Source organism: Halomicronema hongdechloris C2206 (assembly GCF_002075285.3).
Taxonomy (GTDB): Bacteria; Cyanobacteriota; Cyanobacteriia; order Phormidesmidales; family Phormidesmidaceae; genus Halomicronema_B; species Halomicronema_B hongdechloris.
The window spans coordinates 1,022,924-1,046,511 of record NZ_CP021983.2; the positions used below are offsets into that span (position 1 = coordinate 1,022,924).

The 23,588-nt window shown below is 54.5% G+C and carries 22 protein-coding genes and 1 other RNA gene; 8 read left to right on the forward strand and 15 right to left on the reverse strand.

Annotated features, from left to right (window positions below; translation table 11 throughout):
- Positions 1 to 36 precede the first annotated feature (36 nt).
- Complete coding sequence (locus XM38_RS04715) at positions 37 to 2,655, reverse strand: PAS domain S-box protein (RefSeq protein WP_088429228.1); 2,619 nt, start codon at positions 2,653 to 2,655, stop codon at positions 37 to 39.
- Between the two features lie 230 nt (positions 2,656 to 2,885).
- Here XM38_RS04715 and XM38_RS04720 point away from each other — a divergent pair, with 230 nt between their 5' ends.
- Entirely contained in the window at positions 2,886 to 3,377 is a 492-nt protein-coding gene (locus tag XM38_RS04720) for a YajQ family cyclic di-GMP-binding protein (RefSeq protein ID WP_080806242.1), read from the forward strand.
- Positions 3,378 to 3,381: 4 nt separating this feature from the next.
- Here XM38_RS04720 and XM38_RS04725 read toward each other — a convergent pair whose 3' ends face one another.
- A complete protein-coding gene (locus XM38_RS04725; RefSeq protein WP_088429230.1) occupies positions 3,382 to 4,551 on the reverse strand; it encodes a SpoIID/LytB domain-containing protein in 1,170 nt (389 codons plus the stop codon).
- Between the two features lie 336 nt (positions 4,552 to 4,887).
- On the opposite strand from XM38_RS04725, the gene XM38_RS04730 reads away from it, so the two are divergent.
- Entirely contained in the window at positions 4,888 to 5,205 is a 318-nt protein-coding gene (locus XM38_RS04730) for a hypothetical protein (protein WP_080806245.1), read from the forward strand.
- A gap of 436 nt (positions 5,206 to 5,641) precedes the next feature.
- Here the strand turns inward: XM38_RS04730 and XM38_RS04735 are convergent, their stop codons facing one another.
- The 8 genes from XM38_RS04735 to XM38_RS04770 form a co-directional block, all read right to left on the reverse strand.
- On the reverse strand, positions 5,642 to 6,343 hold the full coding sequence (locus tag XM38_RS04735) for a hypothetical protein (protein ID WP_080806247.1): 702 nt from the start codon (positions 6,341 to 6,343) through the stop codon (positions 5,642 to 5,644).
- 290 nt (positions 6,344 to 6,633) lie between these two features.
- A complete protein-coding gene (locus XM38_RS04740) occupies positions 6,634 to 7,251 on the reverse strand; it encodes a class I SAM-dependent methyltransferase (RefSeq protein WP_080806249.1) in 618 nt (205 codons plus the stop codon).
- 21 nt (positions 7,252 to 7,272) lie between these two features.
- Positions 7,273 to 8,265: a pentapeptide repeat-containing protein gene (locus XM38_RS04745; protein ID WP_088429232.1), complete on the reverse strand. Its 993-nt coding sequence runs from the start codon at positions 8,263 to 8,265 to the stop codon at positions 7,273 to 7,275.
- A 17-nt stretch (positions 8,266 to 8,282) separates the two neighbouring features.
- Positions 8,283 to 10,127: an adenylate/guanylate cyclase domain-containing protein gene (locus XM38_RS04750; RefSeq protein ID WP_187329279.1), complete on the reverse strand. Its 1,845-nt coding sequence runs from the start codon at positions 10,125 to 10,127 to the stop codon at positions 8,283 to 8,285.
- Between the two features lie 120 nt (positions 10,128 to 10,247).
- Positions 10,248 to 12,278 carry a magnesium chelatase ATPase subunit D gene (gene bchD, locus XM38_RS04755; RefSeq protein ID WP_080806255.1) on the reverse strand — a complete coding sequence of 677 codons (2,031 nt, stop codon included), beginning with the start codon at positions 12,276 to 12,278 and terminating at the stop codon, positions 10,248 to 10,250.
- Positions 12,279 to 12,473: 195 nt separating this feature from the next.
- Positions 12,474 to 12,830, reverse strand: a complete 357-nt coding sequence (locus XM38_RS04760) for a carbon dioxide-concentrating mechanism protein CcmK (protein ID WP_080806256.1) — start codon at positions 12,828 to 12,830, stop codon at positions 12,474 to 12,476.
- A 60-nt stretch (positions 12,831 to 12,890) separates the two neighbouring features.
- A complete protein-coding gene (locus XM38_RS04765) occupies positions 12,891 to 13,205 on the reverse strand; it encodes a carbon dioxide-concentrating mechanism protein CcmK (RefSeq protein ID WP_080806258.1) in 315 nt (104 codons plus the stop codon).
- An 87-nt stretch (positions 13,206 to 13,292) separates the two neighbouring features.
- A complete protein-coding gene (locus XM38_RS04770; RefSeq protein WP_080806260.1) occupies positions 13,293 to 13,880 on the reverse strand; it encodes a hypothetical protein in 588 nt (195 codons plus the stop codon).
- Between the two features lie 289 nt (positions 13,881 to 14,169).
- On the opposite strand from XM38_RS04770, the gene XM38_RS04775 reads away from it, so the two are divergent.
- Positions 14,170 to 15,234 carry an S-layer homology domain-containing protein gene (locus XM38_RS04775; RefSeq protein ID WP_225889186.1) on the forward strand — a complete coding sequence of 355 codons (1,065 nt, stop codon included), beginning with the start codon at positions 14,170 to 14,172 and terminating at the stop codon, positions 15,232 to 15,234.
- A 132-nt stretch (positions 15,235 to 15,366) separates the two neighbouring features.
- Here XM38_RS04775 and psaK read toward each other — a convergent pair whose 3' ends face one another.
- On the reverse strand, positions 15,367 to 15,627 hold the full coding sequence (gene psaK, locus XM38_RS04780) for a photosystem I reaction center subunit PsaK (RefSeq protein ID WP_080806264.1): 261 nt from the start codon (positions 15,625 to 15,627) through the stop codon (positions 15,367 to 15,369).
- A gap of 194 nt (positions 15,628 to 15,821) precedes the next feature.
- On the opposite strand from psaK, the gene XM38_RS04785 reads away from it, so the two are divergent.
- The 4 genes from XM38_RS04785 (at position 15,822) to thiD (ending at position 19,501) form a co-directional block, all read left to right on the forward strand.
- A complete protein-coding gene (locus XM38_RS04785) occupies positions 15,822 to 16,253 on the forward strand; it encodes a hypothetical protein (RefSeq protein ID WP_080806266.1) in 432 nt (143 codons plus the stop codon).
- Between the two features lie 21 nt (positions 16,254 to 16,274).
- On the forward strand, positions 16,275 to 17,069 hold the full coding sequence (locus tag XM38_RS04790; protein ID WP_080806267.1) for a cell division protein FtsQ/DivIB: 795 nt from the start codon (positions 16,275 to 16,277) through the stop codon (positions 17,067 to 17,069).
- 482 nt (positions 17,070 to 17,551) lie between these two features.
- Complete coding sequence (gene ftsZ, locus XM38_RS04795) at positions 17,552 to 18,685, forward strand: cell division protein FtsZ (RefSeq protein WP_225889439.1); 1,134 nt, start codon at positions 17,552 to 17,554, stop codon at positions 18,683 to 18,685.
- Between the two features lie 9 nt (positions 18,686 to 18,694).
- On the forward strand, positions 18,695 to 19,501 hold the full coding sequence (gene thiD, locus XM38_RS04800; RefSeq protein WP_080806270.1) for a bifunctional hydroxymethylpyrimidine kinase/phosphomethylpyrimidine kinase: 807 nt from the start codon (positions 18,695 to 18,697) through the stop codon (positions 19,499 to 19,501).
- A gap of 42 nt (positions 19,502 to 19,543) precedes the next feature.
- Here the strand turns inward: thiD and XM38_RS04805 are convergent, their stop codons facing one another.
- The 4 genes from XM38_RS04805 to XM38_RS04820 form a co-directional block, all read right to left on the reverse strand.
- Positions 19,544 to 20,041, reverse strand: coding sequence for a hypothetical protein (locus XM38_RS04805; protein WP_080806272.1), 498 nt, complete (start codon positions 20,039 to 20,041; stop codon positions 19,544 to 19,546).
- Positions 20,038 to 20,421: a phasin family protein gene (locus XM38_RS04810; protein WP_080806444.1), complete on the reverse strand. Its 384-nt coding sequence runs from the start codon at positions 20,419 to 20,421 to the stop codon at positions 20,038 to 20,040. The genes XM38_RS04805 and XM38_RS04810 overlap by 4 nt, the downstream gene beginning before the upstream one ends.
- Positions 20,422 to 20,531: 110 nt before the next feature.
- An RNA gene (gene ffs, locus XM38_RS04815) (signal recognition particle sRNA small type) lies at positions 20,532 to 20,628 on the reverse strand.
- Positions 20,629 to 20,670: 42 nt separating this feature from the next.
- Positions 20,671 to 22,200: a YifB family Mg chelatase-like AAA ATPase gene (locus XM38_RS04820; RefSeq protein ID WP_080806274.1), complete on the reverse strand. Its 1,530-nt coding sequence runs from the start codon at positions 22,198 to 22,200 to the stop codon at positions 20,671 to 20,673.
- 325 nt (positions 22,201 to 22,525) lie between these two features.
- On the opposite strand from XM38_RS04820, the gene XM38_RS04825 reads away from it, so the two are divergent.
- The gene (locus tag XM38_RS04825) at positions 22,526 to 23,476 is read left to right on the forward strand and encodes a Sll0314/Alr1548 family TPR repeat-containing protein (RefSeq protein ID WP_202978825.1); all 951 of its coding nucleotides are present in this window, start codon (positions 22,526 to 22,528) and stop codon (positions 23,474 to 23,476) included.
- Positions 23,477 to 23,588: the final 112 nt, after the last annotated feature.

Genomic DNA, 23,588 nt, shown 5'->3' on the forward strand with positions numbered 1-23,588 from the left:
TTGCCTCCGGCGTCGAGGATGGTCCTGCCAACCCGATCACGCCACCTGAATGCGCCGTAGGGTCAGGGTGAACTGGGTGCCCTGGCTACGGTCAATCGCTAAGGTGCCCCGTAACTGGCCCGTTAAATCCTGAATCAGGTTCATGCCCAGGGATCGCGTTTTTTTCAGATCAAAGCCGTCAGGGAGCCCCTTGCCGTTATCCCCAATCATCAGAACCAAGTGGCCTTGCTCGCTGGCCTTAGCTTGAATCCATATGGTACCGGTTTGGCCAGGATCGAAGGCATATTTCAAGGCATTGGAGACAATTTCGTTGATAATCAGCCCACAGGGAACGGCGGCATCGACATCCAGGAAAATAGTCTTATCCACCTCAATCCTTAGGATAACGCGCTGATGATTGACTGTATAACTCCGGAATAAGTAGCCAGTGAGATCTTGAATGTACCCCGCCAAATCAATGCGAGAAAGATTGTCAGACTGATATAACTTTTCATGGATCAGGGCCATGGCCCGCAAACGGTTTTGCCCTTCACCCAGATGTTTCCGCAGTTCCGGGTTATTTAAAGAACGGGCCTGTAATCGAAACAAGCTAGAAATCACCTGCAGATTATTTTTAACCCGGTGATGAATTTCTTTAAGCAACACCATTTTTTCCTGTAGGGAGGCCTGAAGTTGCGCCTCAGCCCATTTGCGATCGCTAATGTCACTAATTTGGGCAATGAAATACAGGGGGCTATCCATAACGTCTCGCACTAAAGAGACACTCAGCAGAATCCAAACGACATGCCCCTGCTTGTGGAAATAGCGTTTTTCCATCTGATAACTACGAATCTCGCCCTCCAGGACTTGCCGCACATAGGCTAGATCCGCATCGAGATCATCGGGGTGGGTAATCTCCTGGAAGGTCAGCTGGCACAGTTCATCTTCCGAGTAGCCCACCACCTCACAAAAGGACCGATTGATACTGAGGAATTTCCCGTCTGGGGATACCGTTGCCACCCCTACCGCGGCATCGCGGAAGGCCACCCGGAAGCGCTCTTCGCTCTGACGCAGCTGTTCCTCTGTCTGTTTGCGATTGCTAATGTCGATCAAATAGCCCAGCATCTCCATTGGGTTCCCGGCTTCATCGCGGATCAACCGTAACTGGGCTAGGCACCAACAATAGGTGCCATCATCCCTACGCAGCCGGTATTCATGAAAGTAAAAGTCATCCCTAAATAAATTGGCCAGCCCGGCCAGAACCTGCTCAGCCTCGTCGGGATGCAGGTGATCGACCCAAAATTGCGAGTCCGCCAGAAACGCCTGGGCATCCCAGCCCAATAGTGCTTCCACATTCTCACTGATGAAGGTGGCCCCATAGTCGCCGTAGGGCTTGCAGCTAAAAATAACGACCGGACTATGCGAAACCAGATACTGCAATCGGGCTTCCTCTCGACGCAAGGCGTCTTCCGCCTGCTTCAGGGCCGTAATATCGTGGAGGCTGATGACGGCTCCAGACACGTTGCCATCGGCCTCACGATAGGGAGAATAGGTGATATTGACGAATTTTTGCCCAATCCCTGCAAAGGTAAGCCAGGTTTTCTGCTGCACCATTTCACCAGCCATGCAGCGATCGAGCCGAGGCTGCAATAGGGATTCAAACTGCGCCTCTGCCATCACCTGGGGTAGCCTCTGTCCAATCACATCCTGCCGCGGTCGATCATGCCAACGCAGATAGGTGGCATTGACGATCTGATATCGGTAGGTGTCATCCAATAGGATGATGGCATTGGTGGTGGCCTCCACGATGCGTTCGTAGCGTTGGAGCTGCTCTTCGTAGTGTCTACGACTGGTGATATCAATTGCATTACCCAGAATTTCTTTAACCTGGCCCGTCTTGGTCCTGGAAAATACCTTGTCACGGCTATAGAGCCAGCGGTACTCTCCATCGCAGTGGCGAACCCGATATTCGATCTCGAGTAGATCCCCATCACCTGCTCCAGCTAAACGCTCGAAGTACTGCTGCAGCGGCTCCCTATCGTCAGGATGCACCAACTGAAATAAGAAGCCACTGCCCATGTCTTGCAGTTCTGTGTGGCTATAGCCCAACAGCTCTGGCAGTTTGGAATTGCTGTAGCGATTTAGATGCTCCTGCACATCATAGATATAAATCAAATCGGGCGTAGTTTCAGCGATTTGGTTGACTAGCCGCTCTTTTCCCTGCCGATCGATGATTTCTGCCTGCAGGGCAGCATTAATCTGTTGCAGGGCATCATTAGCCGCCCTCAATTGCTCTGGACTCGAGAATTGCAGCACCTGAGGCACTAACGGCACCATCTCCATGGCGGTAAATAGGGATACCACAGCGGTTACTGCCTTAATTCCTCCAGACTGCCAATAATCAGGGTGCCAGAGGGTCCAAATCGCCATTAAATGCGTGGTACCGCCAGAAAGAATAAATAATCCGAACAGGGTAAATATCCAGGAAAAGGGGAGATCTGGCCGCTTGCGGATGAAGTAGAACAAGATCACCGGGATGGAAAAATAGGCCAGAGCGATCCCAGCGTCGGACAGTACGTGCAAATAGACCAGATCGGTTTGCCAGAGAAAGCAGTGTCCGTGAGGAATATATCCCAGACTCGGCAGATTACTCCACGGTGACGGGCTGATGGGCATGGTGCTCCTGTCTCCTCAGGGTAGAGAGTGTAGCAAGATCTCGAAAAGTTTAGTATGGCTCAAGACCCCAACCATGGCAGTCAGATCTGCTAAGGGCTGCCATGGGGCACCTCAAGGGGCGCTGGTTAACCTCCAGGGATCTCAGGGGCGGTTATGCTCTCCTATGTTGTTTGTGATCAGCCGCTATCCTGTCTTAAGGTAAGGTGAAGCCGTTACCAGGAGTGGTGGGTATGGCCTCAGGCTATTCGTTTGACATTGTTAGTGAATTCGATCGCCAGGAACTGGTAAACGCCCTCGATCAGACTCGGCGGGAGGTGGCGACTCGCTATGACCTCAAGGATTCTAAAACCGCTTTAGACCTGGGGGATGACACTATCACCATCGAAACTGCCAATGAGATGGCATTGCAGGCTGTCCAGACCATCCTGCAGACTAAGGCGGCGAAGCGAAATCTGCCCTTAAAGATTTTCGATTTCGGTACGGTCGAGTCGGCCAGTGGTAATCGGGTGCGGCAGCAGGTGTCCCTGAAGCAGGGGATTGATAAGGATAATGCCAAGCGTATTTCTAAACTGCTGAAGGATAACCTGAAGAAGGTGCAGGCCTCTATTCAAGGCGATACCGTACGGGTCTCCAGTAAGTCGAAGGATGACCTGCAAGATGCGATCGCATTGGTGAAGCAAACCGACTGGCCCATCGCCCTACAGTTCACCAACTATCGCTAGGGGCTCAATTCACCACCAAGCGAGCCAGACTGGTATTGGGGTAGTAATTGCCCAGAATCTGCAGATAGGTGTACCCCTGGGCGGCCAGTTCCATCGCCCCCGTCTGACTCATGCCCTGGCCTCGATGGGCCCGAGCCACGATTTGGTCAGAGGCCGCATAAAGCGATCGCACGATCCCCCCCTGGTAGCTAATGAATTCTCCAGAAGTCGTGGTCACGGCATGGTGGGTCGTATTCGTTTCCCGGGCAATACCCTTATAAGCTTGAAACCGCTGGGTATTGTCCAGATCGTAATCCCGACTGGCCGGTCGCACATGGTGAGTCAACGCATAGGACCGGGCCGCCACTGCCTGGGCCCTCAGCGCTTCCAGAGGCCAATCGGGGTACATTTCACTGCCAACTACACTGACCAAGTAGTCCTGCAGCTGCACAAAATTAACTGCCAGCAGCTTACCCCCCCGATTGAGCAGTAGTAATCGCCCCCGATACCAGCTATCGCCAATATAAACATAGCCCTGATTGCCAGGCTCCAGCCAAACCGCCGTCGATAGCTGACAGCCGCCGAAATCAATCCCCTGGCCATTGGGCCGAGCCACATAACTCGTCTGGGCCGGCACCTCACAGTGGTGCTGCCCCGATACATCCACCAGGGCGCTGGTCGTCGAGGCCCCAACCGTTAACGCCGTGACATCGCGCGCAATTGCCACTCGCATCTCTAGAGACATGTCCACCGTCTCCCCAGTGGCCTGGGTCGGCCGAGGCACCGGAGCCGGGGAGGCTGAACCCTCAGACGGTGATGACGATGACGGTGGCGCCGATGCGGAAGACGCTGTCGTGGCCGCAGCCGCCTGACTAGCTGCCGTCTCATCGGCCTGGAGCTGCCGTTGCACTCGATACAAGGTAGTCACAGACTGGCGAATGTCTCCCGTCATCTGCCATAGAGGGCTGACAAAGAGCTCTGACTGACCGGATGAAAATCGCTCCGGTAGGGGGCCCAGTTGCACTGCCAATACGCCGGTGAAGAGCAGACCACTAGCAAAGGTTAGAGGCAGAGGACGCAAACTGGCCCGCGACCACCATCCCAACTCTGGTGCCGCCACCGACCTAGCTCCCGGCAGCCGTGGCAATGATGGCCGGGGGCGTGGTAATCGTAGTGTCCAGCGAGGAGCCTTCATGGCAAGGAATGATCAAACTGTGCAGACATGGGCCAGCTGGCCTCAGACAGCATGGATGGGGGAACTAACCGAACTATCGTGGTCATAACCACCTAACCCTTGAGGGGCATTGCCATGGTACTCATGACAGAGTCTCACCCAATTTAAGCGCAAGCTCGCCCCCATTGGCACCAATTCAGCATGAAGTTGGCAATGAAGACAGTATGAAGACACTACGTAAAGACGTAGGAACCTAGGCTGGGTTCCCACCGTCTCTATTCATGCATAACCAGTTATGCATAAGAACCAGTCATACATAAGAGTGCATCTTGATGTGGATTCATAGGGAGACTCCCAATGAAGTACCCCATAGCCCTCAGTATTCTCGTCGTGCTACTCCTAGGGCTGGGCCATAGATCCAGTCGCGCCCAATCCACCCCAGAAATAGATTCCAAACCAGTTACAGCGGCGTGCGTCAGCGATCAGGTCGAGACTTTGCCGGTTCCATTCCCTGACTTACCGACCGACCATTGGGCCTTCGAGGCAGTCATGAACCTCTACTACGGTTGCTTCGCTGAGACCAGTCAGGCTAACTCTCCTGAGGCAGCTCCGTCAGACCCCGCCGTCGAAACCGCTCCTCCATCTACTGAGCCCCCCGACGAGTTGCAGCCCTAATCAAAAATTAAAGGTGGCAAACGCCCATTAAGAAATCCCCAATCCTCGAGATTGGGGACTATGGTACTGCAAGCAATATTGCTATGGTCAGCCGACAATTTGGGTAAGCCTTAAATGCGCCAGGCCCTCAGGCTGCTCTGGTGGATGGTTTCGCATCCCCTCGGACACTGCTAAGCAGGGGAAACGGTAAAAACCCTGCATCACGACTTACCCAAATCGGCTAACACGCTTCCACTCACCTACCGAGAGAGTCACTCGTTGCCCTGACACCGTTCTCCTTCAGGCAACAATTAACAGGTCAAGCAGCAGAACACCTGCGATGACAACATGCGATGACAACATGAGTAGGTGGAGTGGACAATCTAGCTATCCATCAGTACTTTCAGTGTAAAACAAGCACTTTAAAAATGTATTGGATGCTACAAAAACCTACATATTACTTATAACTCAGGCGCCGTTGACGCTGCTGTGCCTGGTTAAAGGCTAATTCCCGTTCCGATAGCCAGTCAGAGTCCTGAGGCGGACGCATGTCCCACTGCAGCTCAGCTAGACCAAATAGACTCCCTGCAATCACTATTCCCGTGATCAAAAACTGCTCAGCCGGCCACCAGTGGAGCAGTGGCAGGGCCAAAAGATGGAGCCCGGCAACTAACAAAAAACTGCGCGATCGCATGCCAATCCCAGTCACAACATAGCCAGCCCCACTAAGGCCCAACCACAGCTGGCAAAGGTTCATTAAGATCACCGGCACACTGGCGAAAATCCCGTAGTCAGTCAAGCCGATGCCCAGCATCATCAGGGCAGCCCAACAATACACCACCCATCGCAGCCGTTCCACCCGCACCCAGTACCAGGCCAATCCTGCCATTAGGCCAGTTCCCACCACAGTCAGACTTGACCAAGCAATTGCCTGTTGACTCCAACTCAATCCAGGAAAACAATAGGGCGTTAGGAAAATAATTCCCGCCATCCACCCCCACACCAAAAACACTTGATCGATGCGGGTGTACATCCAAGACAGCAACGTTCTCTGCCCTACGCCCCAGCGCACCCGTAGTAAGCCACAAAGGTCCTGGACATCTAGGTGAGCCTGCTTCGTTTGCAAGATAGGAGTGTCTGAGCCGAAGAAACGCTGCATAGTTCTAAATGATGGTGACTATGCAAATAGTATCAAAAGTTTACAATTCTTAACAGCAGTAGATTCACTGAATCCCTGACCCCCGACGCTGCCTGGGTAGCATCAATGTCAATCTGCTTGTGTCGCTGGCTAGTGGTCGCAGCATGGGGCGCCTAGAAGCAGAGGAGCAGTCATGTAAAGTGAACATGAGGACTAGGTAACCTGGCAGCGTCGTCTCTTCACGGTTATCTCCTCGCGTCTACGTATCTCCTCGCATCTAAACGTCGGGCCATGGTGACCCGCAGAAAAGCTCAAGAACGCCGGAAGATGGTAAGCATCACTGGTCCCAGTAAATAATGGTGAGAAATGACCGGCAAATTTACCTGGCTGCCGAGTTGCTCTCTAGCCGTGGCATTGTAAAACCGCAGTCCTCCTGGCGACAGGGGTAGATACTGACGGTTCTGCCCCGACCATCGTGATGGTGCATAGTCGGCCAGATAAAATCGACCCTGGGGTTTGAGAATCTGCCGGATGTTGTCTAGCACCCGGGCTGGGTCAGGATAGTGCAAGAAACTAATGGTGCAAAAGGCGGCATCAAACTCAGCCGGGGATAGCGGCATGGCATCACTCCTGCCCTGCACAAAGTCGAATCGAGTGGTGTCAGGGAGAGCTGAGCGAGCCTGCCTCAGCATCTCGGCAGAAACATCCAACCCCACTCCCGTTAGGGCTGGATAATGAGTCCCCAGGCGTCGCAGCAATCGCCCCGTACCGCAGCCAATATCAAGCACATGGGGAGTCGCCGGCAAGGTCACATAGCTCAGCAGTCGCTGATGCACCGCCTGGTAGAAAACCGATGGGATCATCCAGTCATAACGGGGAGCCCATAAATCAAAAAAACGAGCCTTTTGCTGTTGCAATTCCAGGGGCATGAGGGGGCTCACTCAAGACGCTCAGTCATGAAGACGACCATCTGGCATGGTCGTCCCCTTGAGGATAGCATCGGTGAGATTGGCACTACTCAGTTCGGCTCGGGTAAGAATGGCATCGGTGAGATCCGCCCCTGTCAGGTTAGTTCGCCCTAAATAGGCATCGGTCAGGTTCGCTTCTCGCAGATCAGCCCCACTTAAATTAACTCGGGTCAGCTCCACTCGACCCATGCGAGCCTGGTATAAGTTAGCCTGCTGCAGATTCACCCGATTAAGCTTGGCATCAGCCAGATTAACCCCATACATGGACGCCTGCTGCAAATTGACGTGGTTCAGGCGAGCTCGGGCTAGGTTGGCGTGGGTTAGGGTAGCCTGGCTCAAATCGGCCCCGCTCAAATCCACATCGGCCATGTAAGTATGTACCAGTTGGCTACCGCTGAGGCGAGCTCCGCGTAGGTTAGCCTGCTTCAGGTTGGCTTCACTCAAGATGGCTTGAGTTAAATCAACATTAGTCAGGTCTGCCCCGGACAAATTAGTCCCCCTCAGATCCGCTAATCGCAGCATCGCCCCCCGCAAGGTCGCGACATATTGGCGATCTTCTTGGCGGAAATTTGCTCCCCGTAGACAGGCGCCGGTCAAGTTAGCGCCACTGAGAATGGCATTGCGCAGATCGGCGTCCATCAGATTGGTGTCGAGCAGATTGGCTAAGGTAAGGTCAGCACTGCGTAGGTCAGCTCCCTGCAGACTGGCTCCATGGAGATCAGCATCGACTAAGGTGGAACCGGATAGGTCAGCCTGATTTAAATTCGCACCAGTTAACTGGCTCTGACTCAGATTGGCTTGACGAAAATTCACACGAGTCAGATAAGCGAGCATGAAATTGGCACTTTCTAGGTCAGCCCCCATCAGGTTAATGCCAATTAAATCGGCTCCCCTCAAGTTGATACCAATTAAGCTGACTCCTTTGAAGGTTATTTCCCCAGCAGCATACCGCTGTAATAGTTCAGGCGCATCCATGGGCAAGAATAAGGGGCTTAAACAGGTGATAGCTGGGTCATGGGCGCAGCAGTAGATGCCGGAGGCGTAGCCATCTGAGTGGAGGTAAGGGTAGGAGATTCCTCAGAAGTATAATAAGGTTTCATGGCCTGGAGGAGGGCACTGGCTACCTGAGCATTTTCGTCTTCGTTGTCTAAGCACCGAGAAATGATAGTAAGTTTGCTCTCTAAATCCGCCAAACTAGGGCAGTAATTGAACATGCCCTGGAGAAGATCATCAAGGGTCTTAGACTTTAGGACGAGCCAGTCTTGCTGGGTAAATCCAAAGGGACCGCGTAGGCTAGACAGTAGCAAAATCTTGGCCCGCAAAGGGTTGGTATATTTCATGATCTCAGCCCGCAAATCGACTAGACTGGCGAGGTTGTATTTGGGTTGGCCTGTCGGCTCGGCTGCCGTCTGCACAGACAGGGAGGAATGGGCCGTTGTTAGCTCAGGATTCTCAGCGGACAGACAGGTAGAGACAGTTGTCCAAGCAGCATCGGTATCGGTTCCTGGGTCAGCTACCATCTGCGTATTCTCTGGGGAGACTGCTGCTTCAGGAGCCAGTTGAGTTTGTTCAGTCGCAACCACTCTGGGCGTCGGCAATTGGGTAGTGTCTGTAGATTCCTGGTATAGCTGACGACAAGCCTGCAGTACCTGATTGCCAAGTTGAGTGTATTCGGTTTTGCGATTGAGGCGCTGAATGACTCGCTTTAAGTGATATTTCAGATCCTTGGGTGTCGATGCAATCCCATGCAAGTCAATGATGAGATCGCGCATGGCCAGAGGCTGCAGAAATTCGGGGTCGTTGACCCAAGTATTGTGGCAGATGCAATAGATGAGCTTCTTAATCCGCAGCGGATCAGACGACTGCTCGCAGCTGCTAGCGACAGCTTGATATCGGTCATAGGTCGATGATCGGGAAAAATGTCCTTCTAAGAGGGTATGTTCGGTGCGATGGGCATACCACGGTTGCACCTGCTCCAAAATAATGTCTGCCACGGAGGTGTAGAGACTCACTCGGTTGAGCCCCGCCACGATGTAGTCGAGGCTATGCTTAAATTGCTGAGCAGTCGGATAGCGCTGTAGTAGGGTTCGCAATAGCTCCTTCAGCTCAAATTGCTCTAAGACAGTTGAATCATTTTCCCAGGCGTGTTGACAGGTCCCGAAGATTAATTTCTTGATGCGCAACTGCTGCGGATGCTGACTCAGTGTCTGGACGATACTCTCCAACAAGAGACCTGGCTGTGGCGGGCCCAATTGGGTCATGTCATCGCGGCCGACTCCAGCAACCTCGGCGGCAGAGGACTCTTGACGAGGGGCCCTAATCTTATAGGTGGGGACTGGATCTTGAATATTCTTTAGGGTCAAGGGCCCGACATAGGTTGCTTCTAGCTGCAGGCTAGCCTTGACCACGTCGTAGACTGTCTGGGATAGGCAAATGCCGCCTGGATCGGCATAGGTCTGGAGACGGGCGGCAATATTAACACCATTGCCCATGACGTCAGCATGGTTGAAGAAAATGTCGCCAAGATGGATGCCGATACGATGTTCTAGATAGTGTTCTGGGGCTAGTCCCTCGGCTAGATCTGCAAATGCCGCTTGGATGGTAACGGCGCAGGCGACTGCCTGCACTGCACTAGCAAAGTAGAGCAGTAGGCCATCTCCCGTCGTCTTCAAGACCTGACCTTCATGGGTGTCACAGAGATCGGCGATCCGCTGCAGATCCCGATTGACCAAGGTCAGGGTAGCTGCTTCATTGGCCGACATGCGGGCACTAAATCCCACCACATCGGTGACGACAATGGCAGCTAGGGTGCGTTGACTATGGTCTGAAGAAGGCATACCGATATCCATGGGCAACCCCGAGGTAGTCGTCAGGTGATACGATCCGCTGGTCGATCTCAAGGTGCCCATATCACCGCCCACGATCGCTATTTCCTGCAGCCCACTACCGTTTCTTTATCAGTCCTTCATGTCTGCGATCGCACCTCGAGCCATCGCCGCAATCGCTTGGTCAGTTGCCTTAGGTAACTGGTAATACCGTCCTCCAGCCGTGTTGGCTAGTTCCTTGCCAAATCCTGTGGAGACAAACTTACGTTCGGTATCAATCACCAGCAATTGATACCCAATGGCCCGAATCCGGACAGCGATATCTAACAGTTCTTGTTTAATATCTGGCTTCTCCTCGGGATCTAGAGCCTCACCCAAGGAACGAGCCAGGGGAATATTACCGCGACCATCGGTAATCGCCACGATAATGACCTTGCCAATATCCCCCGACTGTTGAGCGTTAGAGCCCACCCGCACTGCTTGGCTGAGACCATGGGCTAGGGGAGAGCCGCCGCCACAGGGTAATCGCTCCAACCGTCGCCGGGCCATGGCGATGGAGCGAGTCGGGGGCAACAACACCTCTGCCTGTTCCCCTCGAAAGGGAATCAGAGCCACCTGATCGCGATTTTGATAGGCTTCCGTCAACAGTTGCAGCACTGCTCCCTTAGCCGACTGCATGCGATTCAGTGCCATCGAACCCGAGGCATCCACCACAAAGATCACCAGAGATCCTGCCTTGCGGGCCAGCCGTTTAGCACGAATATCACTGGATTCAATGATGACTCGACGATGGGGCTGTCGCTCTCGCCGTGACTTTTGGTACGGGGCTGCTGCTCGCAGGGTGGCATCTACGGCAATTCGCCGTGCCTCCCCCTGGGGGATAACCGGCTTGATGTAACGACCCCGCTCCTGAGAAATCACCAGATTCTGACTCCCCGATTTGCCCTGACGTTCCATCGCCTGGGCAAACAACAGCACGGTAGGATCCAATACGACCCCCTCGGCGTCGAAGACAAATTCCTCTGGGATAGATGGGGGACTTTCCTCCGGATCGTCGGAGTCTTCTTGGTCTTCTTGGGGCTCCTCCGGCTCCTCCTGGTCATCATTCTCTGACTGGTCCTGGTTGTCTGGCGGCGGTGGTGGCGGTGGTTCCTCTGGTGGAGAATCCATAGGGATGGAGCGGGGCACAATGACCAGCTCGACTGCTACGCGCAAATCTTCGGCTATGACTTCAGAGCGCCCTTCCAGCGCAGCATGGGCCTTGGCCACTCGGACCGCAAACAATTCAGCCCGATGGCCTTGCACTCGTCCCCGCAAGGCCTCGGTGACCAGATAGGCAATCTGGTCGTGGCTGATACGGACCTCCTTCAGCCATTCTCGCGCCAGAATAATCTGAGTTTTTAGGTTCTCAATGTCATCTGCATAGTCTGCCAGAAAGGCCTGGGGATCTGTGGCAAATCGATTGACCTGGTCAACTGCCGCCACTCGCTCCTCTAGGGACAGGGCCGCATCGGCAGACAAGGCAATGGCGATCCGATCGAGAAGATGATCTCGCAGGGGGCCCTCCTCCGGGTTGTAGGTCGCGACCAACAGAGGTTGGCAGGGATGCTGAAAGCTAATGCCTTCCCGCTCAATCTGATTGCGCTCCTCTGTTAAGGTGGCCAACAGCAGATTGGCAATCTGATCGTCTAGCAGATTGATGTCATCGACATAGAGCACTCCCCGATTGGCCGCCGCCAACAAGCCCGGCTGAAAAATCGTGTCCCCTACTTGAATTGAGCGGGCCACATCTACAGATCCCAGTAATCGGTCCTCTGTGACGCCGAGGGGAATCTGAATAAACGGGGCCGGGATCACCTTGGTAGGCAACTCTGAGGGATCCCGAGGGGTATCTCCCAGCCGCTGTCGGGTGTCATCATCCCAACAACGGGGATCGGACGGATCGGCATTACAGCAGGATCCTTCAATGACCTCAATGGGCGGCAGCAGTTGATGTAATGCCCGGGCCATCACAGATTTAGCCGTGCCCCGGCGACCGGCGATAACGACCCCGCCCAAGCCCGGATCAACGGCCGCCAATAGCAGCGCCATCTTAATGGCCTCTTGCTCAATGACGGCTGCTAAAGGAAAAACAATAGGCAGTTCGGGGGCAGCTACGACCATGATAATTCCAACGTTTCCAGCATCTTCTAGTGGATGATCTAGTACCGCTACGCGGAATTCAAAATTCAAAATTCAAAATCCGAGCAGATAGGCTTTTCAAGCATTCTGAATGGTGAGCATATTTCTGCCGTAGTGTACTAGGTAATCCGATTCTCCAAGGGATTGCACAGGGGATACGCCCGCTTGAATAGGGGGTTAGAAGGGGCGTCGACTACTGTTGCCGGGCAGCATGGGATTCTCCACAGCCTGACGATAGATTTCGACGTCCTCACTGTAATCGACGGGCATGACAGCGACTACGTTTTCGTGGGGACGGGGAATGATGACCCAGGTCTCTAATACGCCACCGGGAGTGTTTTCGGCCGCAAGCACCCCTGCCTCCATGGCCGCTTTGACCTCGGATATATCGCCCCGAATATTTACCACAAAGCGGGCACTACCTGCACGAATATAGCCAACTAAGGTGACTCGGCCTGCTTTTACCATGGCATCAGCAGCGGCGAGTACAGGCGGAAAGCCTTTTGTCTCAAGGGACCCAACGGCCTCTGGCATCTACGATTCTCCTCAAACTCCTGTGAATTCATTCTTAATTGTACGATGACCCTCTCCTGATCACAGGACCCGATAGGGCTCAGACTCAGGCGTAAATTCGATGGGAAGGACGGCTTCCACGTTTTCCTGGGGATTGGGAATGGTAATGTAGGTCGTCACCTCGGCTGTGCCAGGGCAAGCATTGGCAGCCCGCTCACCAGCTGTCATCGCCCGAGTGACTTCGGCTACCAAGCCACGAACCGCCACAAACTGCCGACCACTTTCAGAACGGTCATACTTGACTAAGGTGACATTGCCTGCCTTTAACATGGCATCGGCCGCTGCTAACACGGCTGGAAATGTTTGGGTTTCAATGACCCCAACGGCAATTGTCATGGGAGAACTCCTGGGACGGGTGAGTGAAATGCGATCGCGCATTTGCCATGCTGGAAGACCGCGAATGCCAATCGACTGATGGCAAAATTATACTTTGATGCCGCTGGGCTCAGCCGGTGCGGCAATGATCCGTTCACACCCAGAGGCTGGGCGGGCCCAATCACAGTGACATTCTTGGGGATTACCCCAGCACAGGCTGAGATAGAGTTCGGTGCGAGTGGCATCGATCTCTGCCCATTCGGTTTGGCTAATCAGGTGCTCCACGTCGTCACGGCTGATCGCGGTTGGTGGCCGACCGGCTCGCCACAATTTTAGCCCCGCAATCGAGTCGCGCCAAAAGTTCAGCACGTTCTGTTTGGCTTCTATTAAGACGACTTTGTCTGAGGCAATGGCTGCCAACTGCGGATGAAGTTCAGGCAATTGGATGGAGCGCCCTTGGAATCGACAGGTGTACCACACCAGCCCTGAGACCTGATGTTCTTGTTGATACTCATGAATCTGGGCTCGAAAGTCCTGAATGGCGTAGACCTTACTCAGCTTTTGGGTGCCCAGGGCCTTAGCTACCACTGGATGATCGAGGCGATGAGGCGACGATAGTAACAGGCGCTCTCCTTTCCAGGTAGCCCGAATTTCTCGATCAAGGATATCGAGGAGTTGTTCCGTGGTGTAACTCATCCAGCCAGCGGAGATAGGTTGTCAGGGAGACAGGTCATCCCATAGTCGTAACCTGAATACGATTTATTCTACCAAGCCATTCAAATGGCAATGAAGCTCGTATAGGCTCGTATAGGTTAGCGTAAGGATGAATGTCCGCTGTGGTAGCAACATGATGGCTACCGTGTCTAGATGCGAAAAGCCCATAAACGGCAGACAAGAGGCCACTCGGGGGTTGCGATCGCACCTTCTGACTGCAGCAGGCGGGTAATGGAGCTGGTTTCAGGTTATGGACGTGGTAAGTGTGCGCGTGGCAATATATTCCCTGGCTTTAGGGGTTTGCTGGTTAACTCTGAGCAGCTGTGCCGGCAGTCCCATCGGAGAGTCTCTACAACGCTCCCTAGAATCTGACCCTCAACTCCAGGAGAACCCTCCCTTTGGCATGGCCTCAGAGACCGATTCCAGCAGCCCAACGGTGACATCATCGACCCCAGATACCCCATCGTCTACCCCCGAGGCCACAAGTCGTACCCCGGCCCCTTTCGGTCCCGCTGCCAGTTCTCAGGTCTCAATCCCTGAACCAGGGCACCCCGGCTTCATTGGTCCCGTGTGGCCATCCTCCCAGGACACCGATAGGGTGTCTCGATCCCGTCGCCAGACCCCTACAACGGCCCCTACTCTGGATCAGGTGCCAGCTGATTTACGGCCCTACGTGGAGGATATGCTGGCCCTAGATATCTTGCCACTCCCTGGGGATGAGGCTGCCTCCGGCGAGTCAGCAGCACCGGTGGCTGTGCTGAATCAACCCATCCAACGACGGGAATACGCCCGCTGGCTGCTTACGGCTAACAATGCCTTTTATCAAGATCACCCCTCGAGAAAAATTCGGCCTGCGGTCAGTAGCGCGGCACCAGCATTTCAGGATGTCTCCCAGGATGATCCCGCCTTTGCCAGCGTTCAGGGGCTAGCCGAAGCAGGCATCATCCCCAGCCCCCTCAGTGGGAACGCCACGACGGTCAGCTTTCGCCCAGAAGCTCCCCTGACCCGCAAGGATTTATTGCTCTGGAAGGTGCCCCTGGACACCCATCAGGCCCTGCCCACAGCTAGTGTCGAGGCCGTCGAAGAGACCTGGGGGTTTCAAGATGCCGCGAAGATTCCTCCCCTGGCGTTGCGGGCCGTGCTGGCAGACTACCACAGTGGCGAGGTGTCGAATATTCGACGAGCCTTCGGGTTTACCACCCTATTTCAACCGGATAAGCCTGTCACTCGGGCCGAGGCATTGGCAGTGCTCTGGCGCTTTGGACCGGTGAATGAAGGGATCACGGCCCAACAGCTCCTTGCTGCCGAGCCAGCCGCTCAGGCCGAGCAACATTGACTCGATCGGCTGTTGGCTGGGATTAGTCATGGATTAGGGCCTATCGTAACTGGGGTGAGCCACGAAAAAGCGGCGCTGAGCCAACGCCGCTGACAACGTCATTCCCGGGGGAGATATCCCGATGACAGAAGACTATAGTGCTCCCAGGTAGGCGAGTCCCAAGATTGCTCCAGCACCTAACACATGGCCAAGGCTTGTGATTCCCAACAGAGCCCCCAAGCCCATGCCACCAAATAATTCGGGTGAGGGAAGTGCCGGACCAGCGCTAGGATATTTGATAGTGAACCTGCCAATTGCGATCGCAAGGATATTGCACAGGATCATGACGACAGCCACTTTCGGGCTCCACTCCAGGGTAGGGGGAACTGCTGCGAGCAAAGGTAAATAAACCAACGTCCTGTCTCCTCACATAAACAATATCGACGAGGGGGACATCGTCTGAATCATGGCCTCGACTATAGCCCAGATCACGACTCAGGGGACATCCCTAAGCCTTAATCCTTTCATGTGGGGGGGAAGTCCTAGACCTACCTCGTTGCAAGATTTAACAAATAGGGATACATATAGGGATACACAGAAAGATACTAATGGAACGGGGACTCCTCTGGTTGCCACTGTTGGCGATATTCATAGCTCTAGCTTGGGCCGGATGGAACGAGTATCGCAAGGTAGAAGCTTATAAACGCTGGGCGACCAACTTTGAGCGAGCTAAATACGATATTTTGGCAGTATTGGGGCAGCAGGGTCGCCACGTAACCTGGGGAAAACCGACCCGAGGCGAGCCCATCGATCTCGTGAGTCTTGACCTATCTCAAGTCAGTCAATTGCAGCTGATAGCTGATCAAGAAGCGGTGAGGCTGGAAGCAGTGCCTGACCGCGTACGTCACTGGGGGGTACGGTTCATCCTCACCAATGGCCATCACTATGATGTGCCATTTACTGATTTCGAGCTAGCTCAGCACTGGTACACCTATTTGCAGGGACAGATTCAGACGCTACAATCAGCATCGATTGATTGAGCAGCCTGTATTTGGCCCGCCATGAGCGATCTCTCCTTTGTATCACCCGATGACCTCCACCATCGCCGTCGGGCCCTACGGCGTCAACGCCGCCTCAAGATCCTTCAGGGATTATGGCAAAGCCTAGCCGTCTCCGGCCTCGCCATCGGCGTCCTGTGGGGAGCCAGCCAACCCATCTGGCTGGTGCGGGATAGCTCTCAGATTCAGATTGAGGGGAATCGACTGCTCTCAGACCAGGCGATTCAAGCCTTGATCCCCATTGACTATCCCCAATCCCTCCTGAAGCTGCAGCCGGCTGCGATCGCAACTCACCTGACAGCGGCATCCCCCATCGCCCAAGCTACCGTCACTCGCCGCCTAGTGCCTCCTCATCTAGAGATCCAGGTGGAAGAGCGGATTCCAGTCGCTGCCGTCGTACCCGGCGACTCCCCGACATCCTTGAAGCCAGGGTTTCTGGATGCCCAAGGTGTCTGGATGAAGCCGTCTAGCCTGATTGCCCTGGGCAACCCGATTCCCTCCCCCCAATTGACCATACGAGGCTTACGATCGGCAGATCGAGAACATTGGCCTTCCATGTATCAAGTTCTGCGCCGCAGCCCCCTAGACGTATCCGAGATTGACTGGCAAAATCCTGATAATCTGGTGCTGAAAACAGAGGTGGGGATAGCTCATTTGGGAGCCTATGGCGCTCGGTTCCCAGAGCAACTGGCCGCATTAGATCAATTGAGGCATCTAAAGAGTCAGGTAGACGATCAAACGGTTGACTATATCGACGTCAGCGACCCGAATCACCCTTCTGTTAAGCTGGTGCCTTAGGCCGAGGGCTCTACTCTTTAGGCGGTCCTGTCTAAGGAGGTCCAGATTTTGCTAGGATTCAGTGACTCAAGGCGAAACGCTGCCTCAAATTTGGGGAGAACTCCCCAGTCTACTATCTCTGAATATTTGCGGAATATTTGGGGAATTTGGCCAATTTCCACTACTGCGGCTCCTTAGCCTTCATTCGCCTACTTTTTTTAGAATTCCATAGCCATTTGGCCATTTCCACTGAAGTAATCTATATTTTGTCTAAAATCTGCCAAAGTTGAGCCTGCATTTGGAGCTGAATAGTCTTATCATTACTGCACTGCAGCACTGAGGCTATCTGCCGAGTCATTACCCTCCTCCTGAGCCCGTAATGGCTGTTCCCTCGTCAGTAACTTTTCCTGTCGACAGAGCTAATGACTAACTCAGTTTCCCCCAACCATGTTTTCACCGACTTTGACCAGAACCACAACAGTCAACCCAGTGATGTCAGCGTCATGACAGGAGATACGGCCACGTATGGCGATGCATTGTCCGGCAATGTTGCCAGAATCAAAGTCATTGGTGTCGGTGGCGGCGGTTGTAATGCCGTCAACCGTATGATCAGTAGCGGTGTTTCTGGCATTGAGTTTTGGTCGGTCAACACCGATGCCCAGGCCCTGGGCAATGCCTCGATCAACAACACCCTACAAATTGGCCAAAAGTTGACCCGTGGTTTGGGCGCAGGCGGTAATCCAGCCATTGGCCAAAAGGCAGCTGAGGAATCGCGAGACGAGCTGGCCGCCGCCTTAGAAGAAGCGGATTTGGTGTTTATTACGGCTGGCATGGGCGGGGGAACCGGAACCGGTGCAGCTCCGGTGGTGGCTGAAGTTGCTAAAGAGGCTGGGGCCCTCACGGTCGGGGTCGTTACTCGCCCCTTTACGTTTGAGGGGCGTCGCCGCATGCATCAGTCTGAGGAGGGCATTGCTGCCCTCCAGAGTCGAGTGGACACGTTGATCGTGATCCCCAACGATAAGTTGCTATCGGTGATCTCAGAGCAGACGCCGGTGCAAGAGGCCTTCCGAGTGGCAGATGATATTCTCCGCCAAGGGGTCCAGGGCATTTCTGACATCATTACAATCCCGGGATTGGTGAATGTGGACTTTGCCGATGTCCGGGCTGTGATGGCAGATGCTGGCTCGGCCCTGATGGGGATTGGTATTGGTTCTGGCAAGTCGCGGGCCCGGGAGGCTGCCGTGGCGGCGATCTCATCTCCCCTGCTGGAAGCGTCCATCGATGGAGCCTCTGGGGCGGTATTTAATGTCACGGGGGGCAGTGATCTGACCTTGCATGAGGTCAACGCCGCGGCTGAGATTATCTATGAAGCCGTGGACCCCAATGCCAATATCATCTTTGGGGCGGTCATTGATGAGCGATTGCAGGGGGAAGTCCGCATTACGGTCATTGCCACGGGTTTTAGCACCGATACGCCGGCTCGCCTGGATACCTCAGCGGCTCGGGTGACTCCCTTTAAGCGCTCGATGCCATCCCCCAATATTCCGAGTTTTGGCGGCAGTAGCGATGGCAGTTCTACCGGCAGTGGCAATTTAGATATTCCTGAGTTTCTGCAGCGACGACGTCCGAATCGGTAGACCACTTTTATGCCTAAGCAGATTCCCCCGGTGGCGCTGACAATTGCCGGCTCAGATAGCGGTGGGGGAGCTGGCATTCAAGCTGATTTGAAGACCTTTGCCTTCCATCGGGTCCATGGTACCAGTGCTTTGACCTGTGTGACGGCTCAAAATACCCAAGGGGTGGAGCGGGTAGATGCCTTGCCAGCAGAGGCAGTTCGGGCCCAAATTGAGGCTGTCGTTAAGGATCTAGGGGAACAAGCACTCAAAACTGGAATGTTGCTGAATCAGGCCATCATCATGACTGTGGCTCAGACGGTGACAGCCCTGAAGCTGACCAATGTTGTCATTGATCCGGTGATGGTCTCCCGCACAGGGGCGCAGTTGATTGACGACGATGCGATCGCAACTCTGCGCCAGCAGTTAGTTCCCCTAGCCACCGTCCTCACACCTAACCGTTACGAAGCCCAGATTCTAAGTGGGGTAGAGATCGCTAGCCTGGCAGATATGGAGCAAGCGGCTGAGAAGATTTATCCCTTGGGGCCCAAGGCGGTGTTAGTCAAGGGGGGGAGCATGGCCGGTGAGCTACGGGGCATCGACGTCTGGTACGACGGCCGCACCCTAGACGTCCTCCGCAGCGAGACCGTCGATACGCTCGACACCCATGGCACCGGATGCACCCTATCGGCTGCGATCGCTGCCAATCTGGCCCTAGGATACCCACCACTTGCTGCCACTCAACGGGCCAAAACCTACGTAACTGCCGCTCTACACCATGCCCTACGAATCGGACAGGGCCAAGGGCCAGTGGGACACTTTTATCCGCTATTGAGTTAATTCCCTAAAGATCGCACCAGCCAATCACGGCATTAGGAGAGATCACAGCGTCCAAACCGACTCCCAGTCAGGGCAACTATCGTCCTCTGGACCGTAGGGATGCATGGCACAGATTAATTGGCTGCCTCCGTGAATCTGCCCATAATAGTGACGACAGCCAATACATGTGGGTTGGTTGTGACTCCAAGGATCTAGCGTATTGTTAACCGGCAACAATAGCTGCTCAAACCAGTTATCTAAGCCAGCTATCCACTCGCCGACGATAGGCTCCACCACCGCATCGACCTGCTCAACCATTGCCCCTAGGGTAGCGTCAAGCGCCTGCTCCACGGGCTCGGTGGCTCGATAGACATCGTCAGCCCAGCGATCGATCTCAGGCTCGAGGGATCGCCGCAGCTGAGCCGCCCACTCATCCGATGTGTCTGCTAACTGCTCAGATACTTGCTGTAACTGCTGATCCAGTTGCTGGTACCAATGATTGGCATCATGAGCAACGGCATCAACGACTTGCCAGATCTGTTTAGCCCACTCATCATTCATGGGGATTTTCGCTTCAATTGCTCCAACTCTTGTCGCAGCTGAGCTACCTGCTGCCGTAAGGCCTCGGCCTCAGCCTCTTCGGTGCTTCCTGTTGTAGCCGCGTCATTGGCCTCATCATCTAGAATTTCGATACGACGAGGTTCCCTCGACGGCGATTCAGTGGTGGCCTTGGCCTCCTGCTCAGCCCGCTGCACCATATCATTAATCAGGCGTTGGGCTTCTTCAGCCGTCATTTCACCTCGGGCTACTAGATCGTCAGCCAACTTTTGAGCCTCAGTCCTCAATTCCTGCAGAGTACTGCCGGCCTTTTCGCTAGCATAGGATGCTAACCCAACCCCTAGATAAAACGCTTTTTGTACGACATCCCCAAAACCAGCCATAATCGTCGGCTCCTGATTCATCACTTTTCAGGATAGGGAAATAGCGCTAACCCCGCCTATGGGGGAAAACCGTTCCGATGCCATAGTCGTCGCCATCGGCACTGATGTAAAGAGACCCGGAGACCACGCCTGTCACAAGCATCCCGTATTGCTGCTACCTTCCGGTCCTGACAAGGTTTGGGCGTTGTGACCGCGTAGTTCCGAGTCACTCTCAGGATAACATCATCATCGTGTCTATGAGGAGTGATCCTACGCCAGGCGATCCAGGGTACGGTACTGAATGGCTTCAGCAATGTGATGGGGTTGCAGTTGCTCAGCCTTTTCTAAGTCAGCAATGGTGCGGGCCACTTTGAGAATCCGATCGGTAGCCCGGGCGGATAGGCCCAGTTTACGCACTGCTCCCTCTAGCAGGGTACGACTGGCCTCATCCAGGGGACACCAGTGTTTCAGATGCCGACTCTGCATGTCGGCATTACACTGCAGCACCGGATCTTTGACGAATCGCTGATGGGCAATTGCCCGGGCGACTTGAACCCGCTGGCGAATAGTTGCTGACTCTTCCCCCGGGACATGGCGGGTAATCTCCTCGGGCTTGAGTCGGCTGACTACCACTTGCAAGTCGATGCGATCCATCAACGGCCCTGAGAGTTTAGCCCAATACTGCTCGCGGCTACGGGGAGTACAAGTACAAGCTTGCACCATATCGCCGTAGTAGCCACAGGGGCAGGGATTCGTACTGGCCACCAGCGTAAACTGAGCCGGAAACACCACCGATTGGCGAGTGCGAGAGATCGTGACATTGCCGTCTTCCATGGGCTGCCGCAAGAACTCCAGCACATCGCGCTTAAATTCAGTTAGTTCATCTAGAAATAAGACCCCCCGGTGGGCTAGCGAAATTTCTCCTGGTCGAGGAATACTACCCCCGCCTACCAGAGACGGTCCGGAGGCAGAATGGTGAGGGCTACGAAAGGGGCGGTGACTGATCAGAGACCCCTTGTTTTTCAGTAAGCCTGCCACAGAGTAAATTTGGGTAACTTCAAGGGCTTCCTCGAACTGAAGCGGGGGCAGAATACTGGGCAACCGCCGAGCTAGCATCGTCTTACCGCTGCCTGGTGGTCCCACAAACACCAGGTTATGGCCTCCAGCGGCAGCGATCTCCAAGGCTCGACGAGCATGGGCTTGACCCTTAACATCCTTAAGATCGAGGGTGGCTCCTTGCACACGCGTCAATTCTCTCTGGCTATCTAACCTAACTGGTGTCAATCGTTGCGGCGCTTGCAGAAACTCTGCCACCTCAGCTAGATCCTTGAGACCATAAACCGTTAATCCCGGCACTACCGCGGCTTCCTGGGCATTATCTAGGGGGACGACTAATGCTCGAATACCTAAGCTAGGCGCGGCAGCAGCGATGGGTAAGACACCGGCTACGGGCCGTAGGGATCCATCCAGGGATAACTCCCCCAAGAACAAGACGTCGCCTAACAAGTCTGAGCTCACCTGCTCTGCTGCCGCCAAGATTCCTACACTGATGGGCAGATCATAGATCGGCCCTTCCTTGCGCAGGTCGGCAGGGGTGAGGTTAATGACCACCTTGCGCATGGGAAAGGGAAAGCCAGCATTTTTAATGGCTGCCTTGACGCGTTCCCGTGACTCTTGCACAGCTGCGTCTGGCAACCCAACTACCACTACTCCCGGCAAGCCACCAGAGAGATCTACCTCGACGCCTACCTTGACGGCATTGATGCCAATGACTGCTGCACTCCAGATTCGGGCTAGCATAGTGCCTTTCCCCTTGCTCTAGCCCTAGGATGCCCAAGCATCACCAGCGATCATCAACCGGTACTGCTCAGCCTTTCTATCGGCCCGTGGCCTCGTTGCAGGGGCACCCTGTGATCTATGTTGAGATCTCCGGTCAGGAACCTGATGGTAGCAGTCTCGTCCTAGCAGGTAGTCTAAGCTACTGACGGTTGGATCTGTTGCGTCCCTAGGCAAGATCTAGACGCTATCCTGAGAATGGCAATGGGAGGCTCTCCGGGAGCCATCTCTGCTGCAAATCGGGCTGAACCACAGACACGGGTACCTTTTGAAACGGAGAGTTGGGCTTATGAGACGTCGTCGCAGATGGGTGGCTACAGTTGCCCGCCACAGCCACCGTTGGAGTCTGGCTGCCGTGGCAGCTGCTGGTCTAAGTTGGGGCTTAGCTATCCCTGTGGCCCTGGCCGGAGATCCGTTTAGGTCCAATGATTCCCATGCCATTGGCGATCGCACACCGAGGCTGCCTTCCAGGCCATGTTTCAGGATGGGGATTATGTGGAAGCGCGGCAGAAGCTGTCTGTGGCCCCTGCGGGATGAGGCCCAGGAACCGATGGTCCACGCCATGTTGGCGGCCATGGCCTACCTAGATGAAGACTGGGAAATCCTGTTGCAGCGGGCCCAATCGACCCAGCGGACGGCGGATGCATTGTTGCAAACCGATCCGCTGCGGGGCCATCTCTATGCTGCGGTAGGGATTTTTCTGGAGGGAGCCCATCTGCTCAAAACCGAAGGGGAAGTCAGCGGTATGCTACGGGCGTTAACGATGTTGGATCGGGTGTTTCGCCATCTGGATCAGGCCGAGGCTATTGATGCCAATGATCCGGAGCTAAGCCTGATCAAGGGATATATGGATCTGATGCTGGCAGTGAATTTGCCATTCTCTGATCCGGAAGTAGCGATTGAGCGACTGCGCAACCATGGGGCTCCGGACTATCTGGCAGAACGGGGTATTGCCTTGGGCTATCGTGACTTAGATCGCAACCAGCAGGCCCTGGAGGCAGTTAATCAAGCCCTGCAGGGGGCGCCCCAGAATCCCGAGTTGTTTTATCTCAAGGCGCAAATCTTACGGCGATTGGGCCAGGATCAAGACAGTGTGTCGTTCTTTACGCAGGCCCTGGACTACGCCGAACAGCTGCCCCAACCTATTGTGCGCCGTATCGCTTGGGAGCGCTGTCGCACGGAGCGGGAAGCTGGAGTGAATTGCACTGCTCAGGTTCGTGACATTTTGTCTAGCCTATAACGGCAGCATCTCCCGGTAGGATATACCCAGTCCAGCTACGAAGTTGGTTGTTTTCTCTTGGGAAACCTCCAGGTTCAAACTGGGACATGATTTAATGCGGAATCGGTGGCTG

Coding starts and splice junctions, on each gene's coding strand:
- XM38_RS04735 (WP_080806247.1), bottom strand. CDS start 6,343: ATGCAGCGTTTCTTCGGCTCAGACACTCCTATCTTGCAAACGAAGCAG.
- thiD (WP_080806270.1), top strand. CDS start 18,695: ATGCCTAAGCAGATTCCCCCGGTGGCGCTGACAATTGCCGGCTCAGAT.
- XM38_RS04790 (WP_080806267.1), top strand. CDS start 16,275: ATGAGCGATCTCTCCTTTGTATCACCCGATGACCTCCACCATCGCCGT.
- XM38_RS04810 (WP_080806444.1), bottom strand. CDS start 20,421: ATGGCTGGTTTTGGGGATGTCGTACAAAAAGCGTTTTATCTAGGGGTT.
- XM38_RS04745 (WP_088429232.1), bottom strand. CDS start 8,265: ATGGATGCGCCTGAACTATTACAGCGGTATGCTGCTGGGGAAATAACC.
- XM38_RS04785 (WP_080806266.1), top strand. CDS start 15,822: ATGGAACGGGGACTCCTCTGGTTGCCACTGTTGGCGATATTCATAGCT.
- XM38_RS04725 (WP_088429230.1), bottom strand. CDS start 4,551: ATGAAGGCTCCTCGCTGGACACTACGATTACCACGCCCCCGGCCATCA.
- XM38_RS04750 (WP_187329279.1), bottom strand. CDS start 10,127: ATGCCTTCTTCAGACCATAGTCAACGCACCCTAGCTGCCATTGTCGTC.
- XM38_RS04820 (WP_080806274.1), bottom strand. CDS start 22,200: ATGCTAGCCCGAATCTGGAGTGCAGCAGTCATTGGCATCAATGCCGTC.
- bchD (WP_080806255.1), bottom strand. CDS start 12,278: ATGGTCGTAGCTGCCCCCGAACTGCCTATTGTTTTTCCTTTAGCAGCC.
- XM38_RS04730 (WP_080806245.1), top strand. CDS start 4,888: ATGAAGTACCCCATAGCCCTCAGTATTCTCGTCGTGCTACTCCTAGGG.
- XM38_RS04720 (WP_080806242.1), top strand. CDS start 2,886: ATGGCCTCAGGCTATTCGTTTGACATTGTTAGTGAATTCGATCGCCAG.
- XM38_RS04765 (WP_080806258.1), bottom strand. CDS start 13,205: ATGACAATTGCCGTTGGGGTCATTGAAACCCAAACATTTCCAGCCGTG.
- XM38_RS04740 (WP_080806249.1), bottom strand. CDS start 7,251: ATGCCCCTGGAATTGCAACAGCAAAAGGCTCGTTTTTTTGATTTATGG.
- XM38_RS04825 (WP_202978825.1), top strand. CDS start 22,526: ATGAGACGTCGTCGCAGATGGGTGGCTACAGTTGCCCGCCACAGCCAC.
- XM38_RS04715 (WP_088429228.1), bottom strand. CDS start 2,655: ATGCCCATCAGCCCGTCACCGTGGAGTAATCTGCCGAGTCTGGGATAT.
- ftsZ (WP_225889439.1), top strand. CDS start 17,552: ATGACAGGAGATACGGCCACGTATGGCGATGCATTGTCCGGCAATGTT.
- XM38_RS04805 (WP_080806272.1), bottom strand. CDS start 20,041: ATGAATGATGAGTGGGCTAAACAGATCTGGCAAGTCGTTGATGCCGTT.
- XM38_RS04770 (WP_080806260.1), bottom strand. CDS start 13,880: ATGAGTTACACCACGGAACAACTCCTCGATATCCTTGATCGAGAAATT.
- XM38_RS04760 (WP_080806256.1), bottom strand. CDS start 12,830: ATGCCAGAGGCCGTTGGGTCCCTTGAGACAAAAGGCTTTCCGCCTGTA.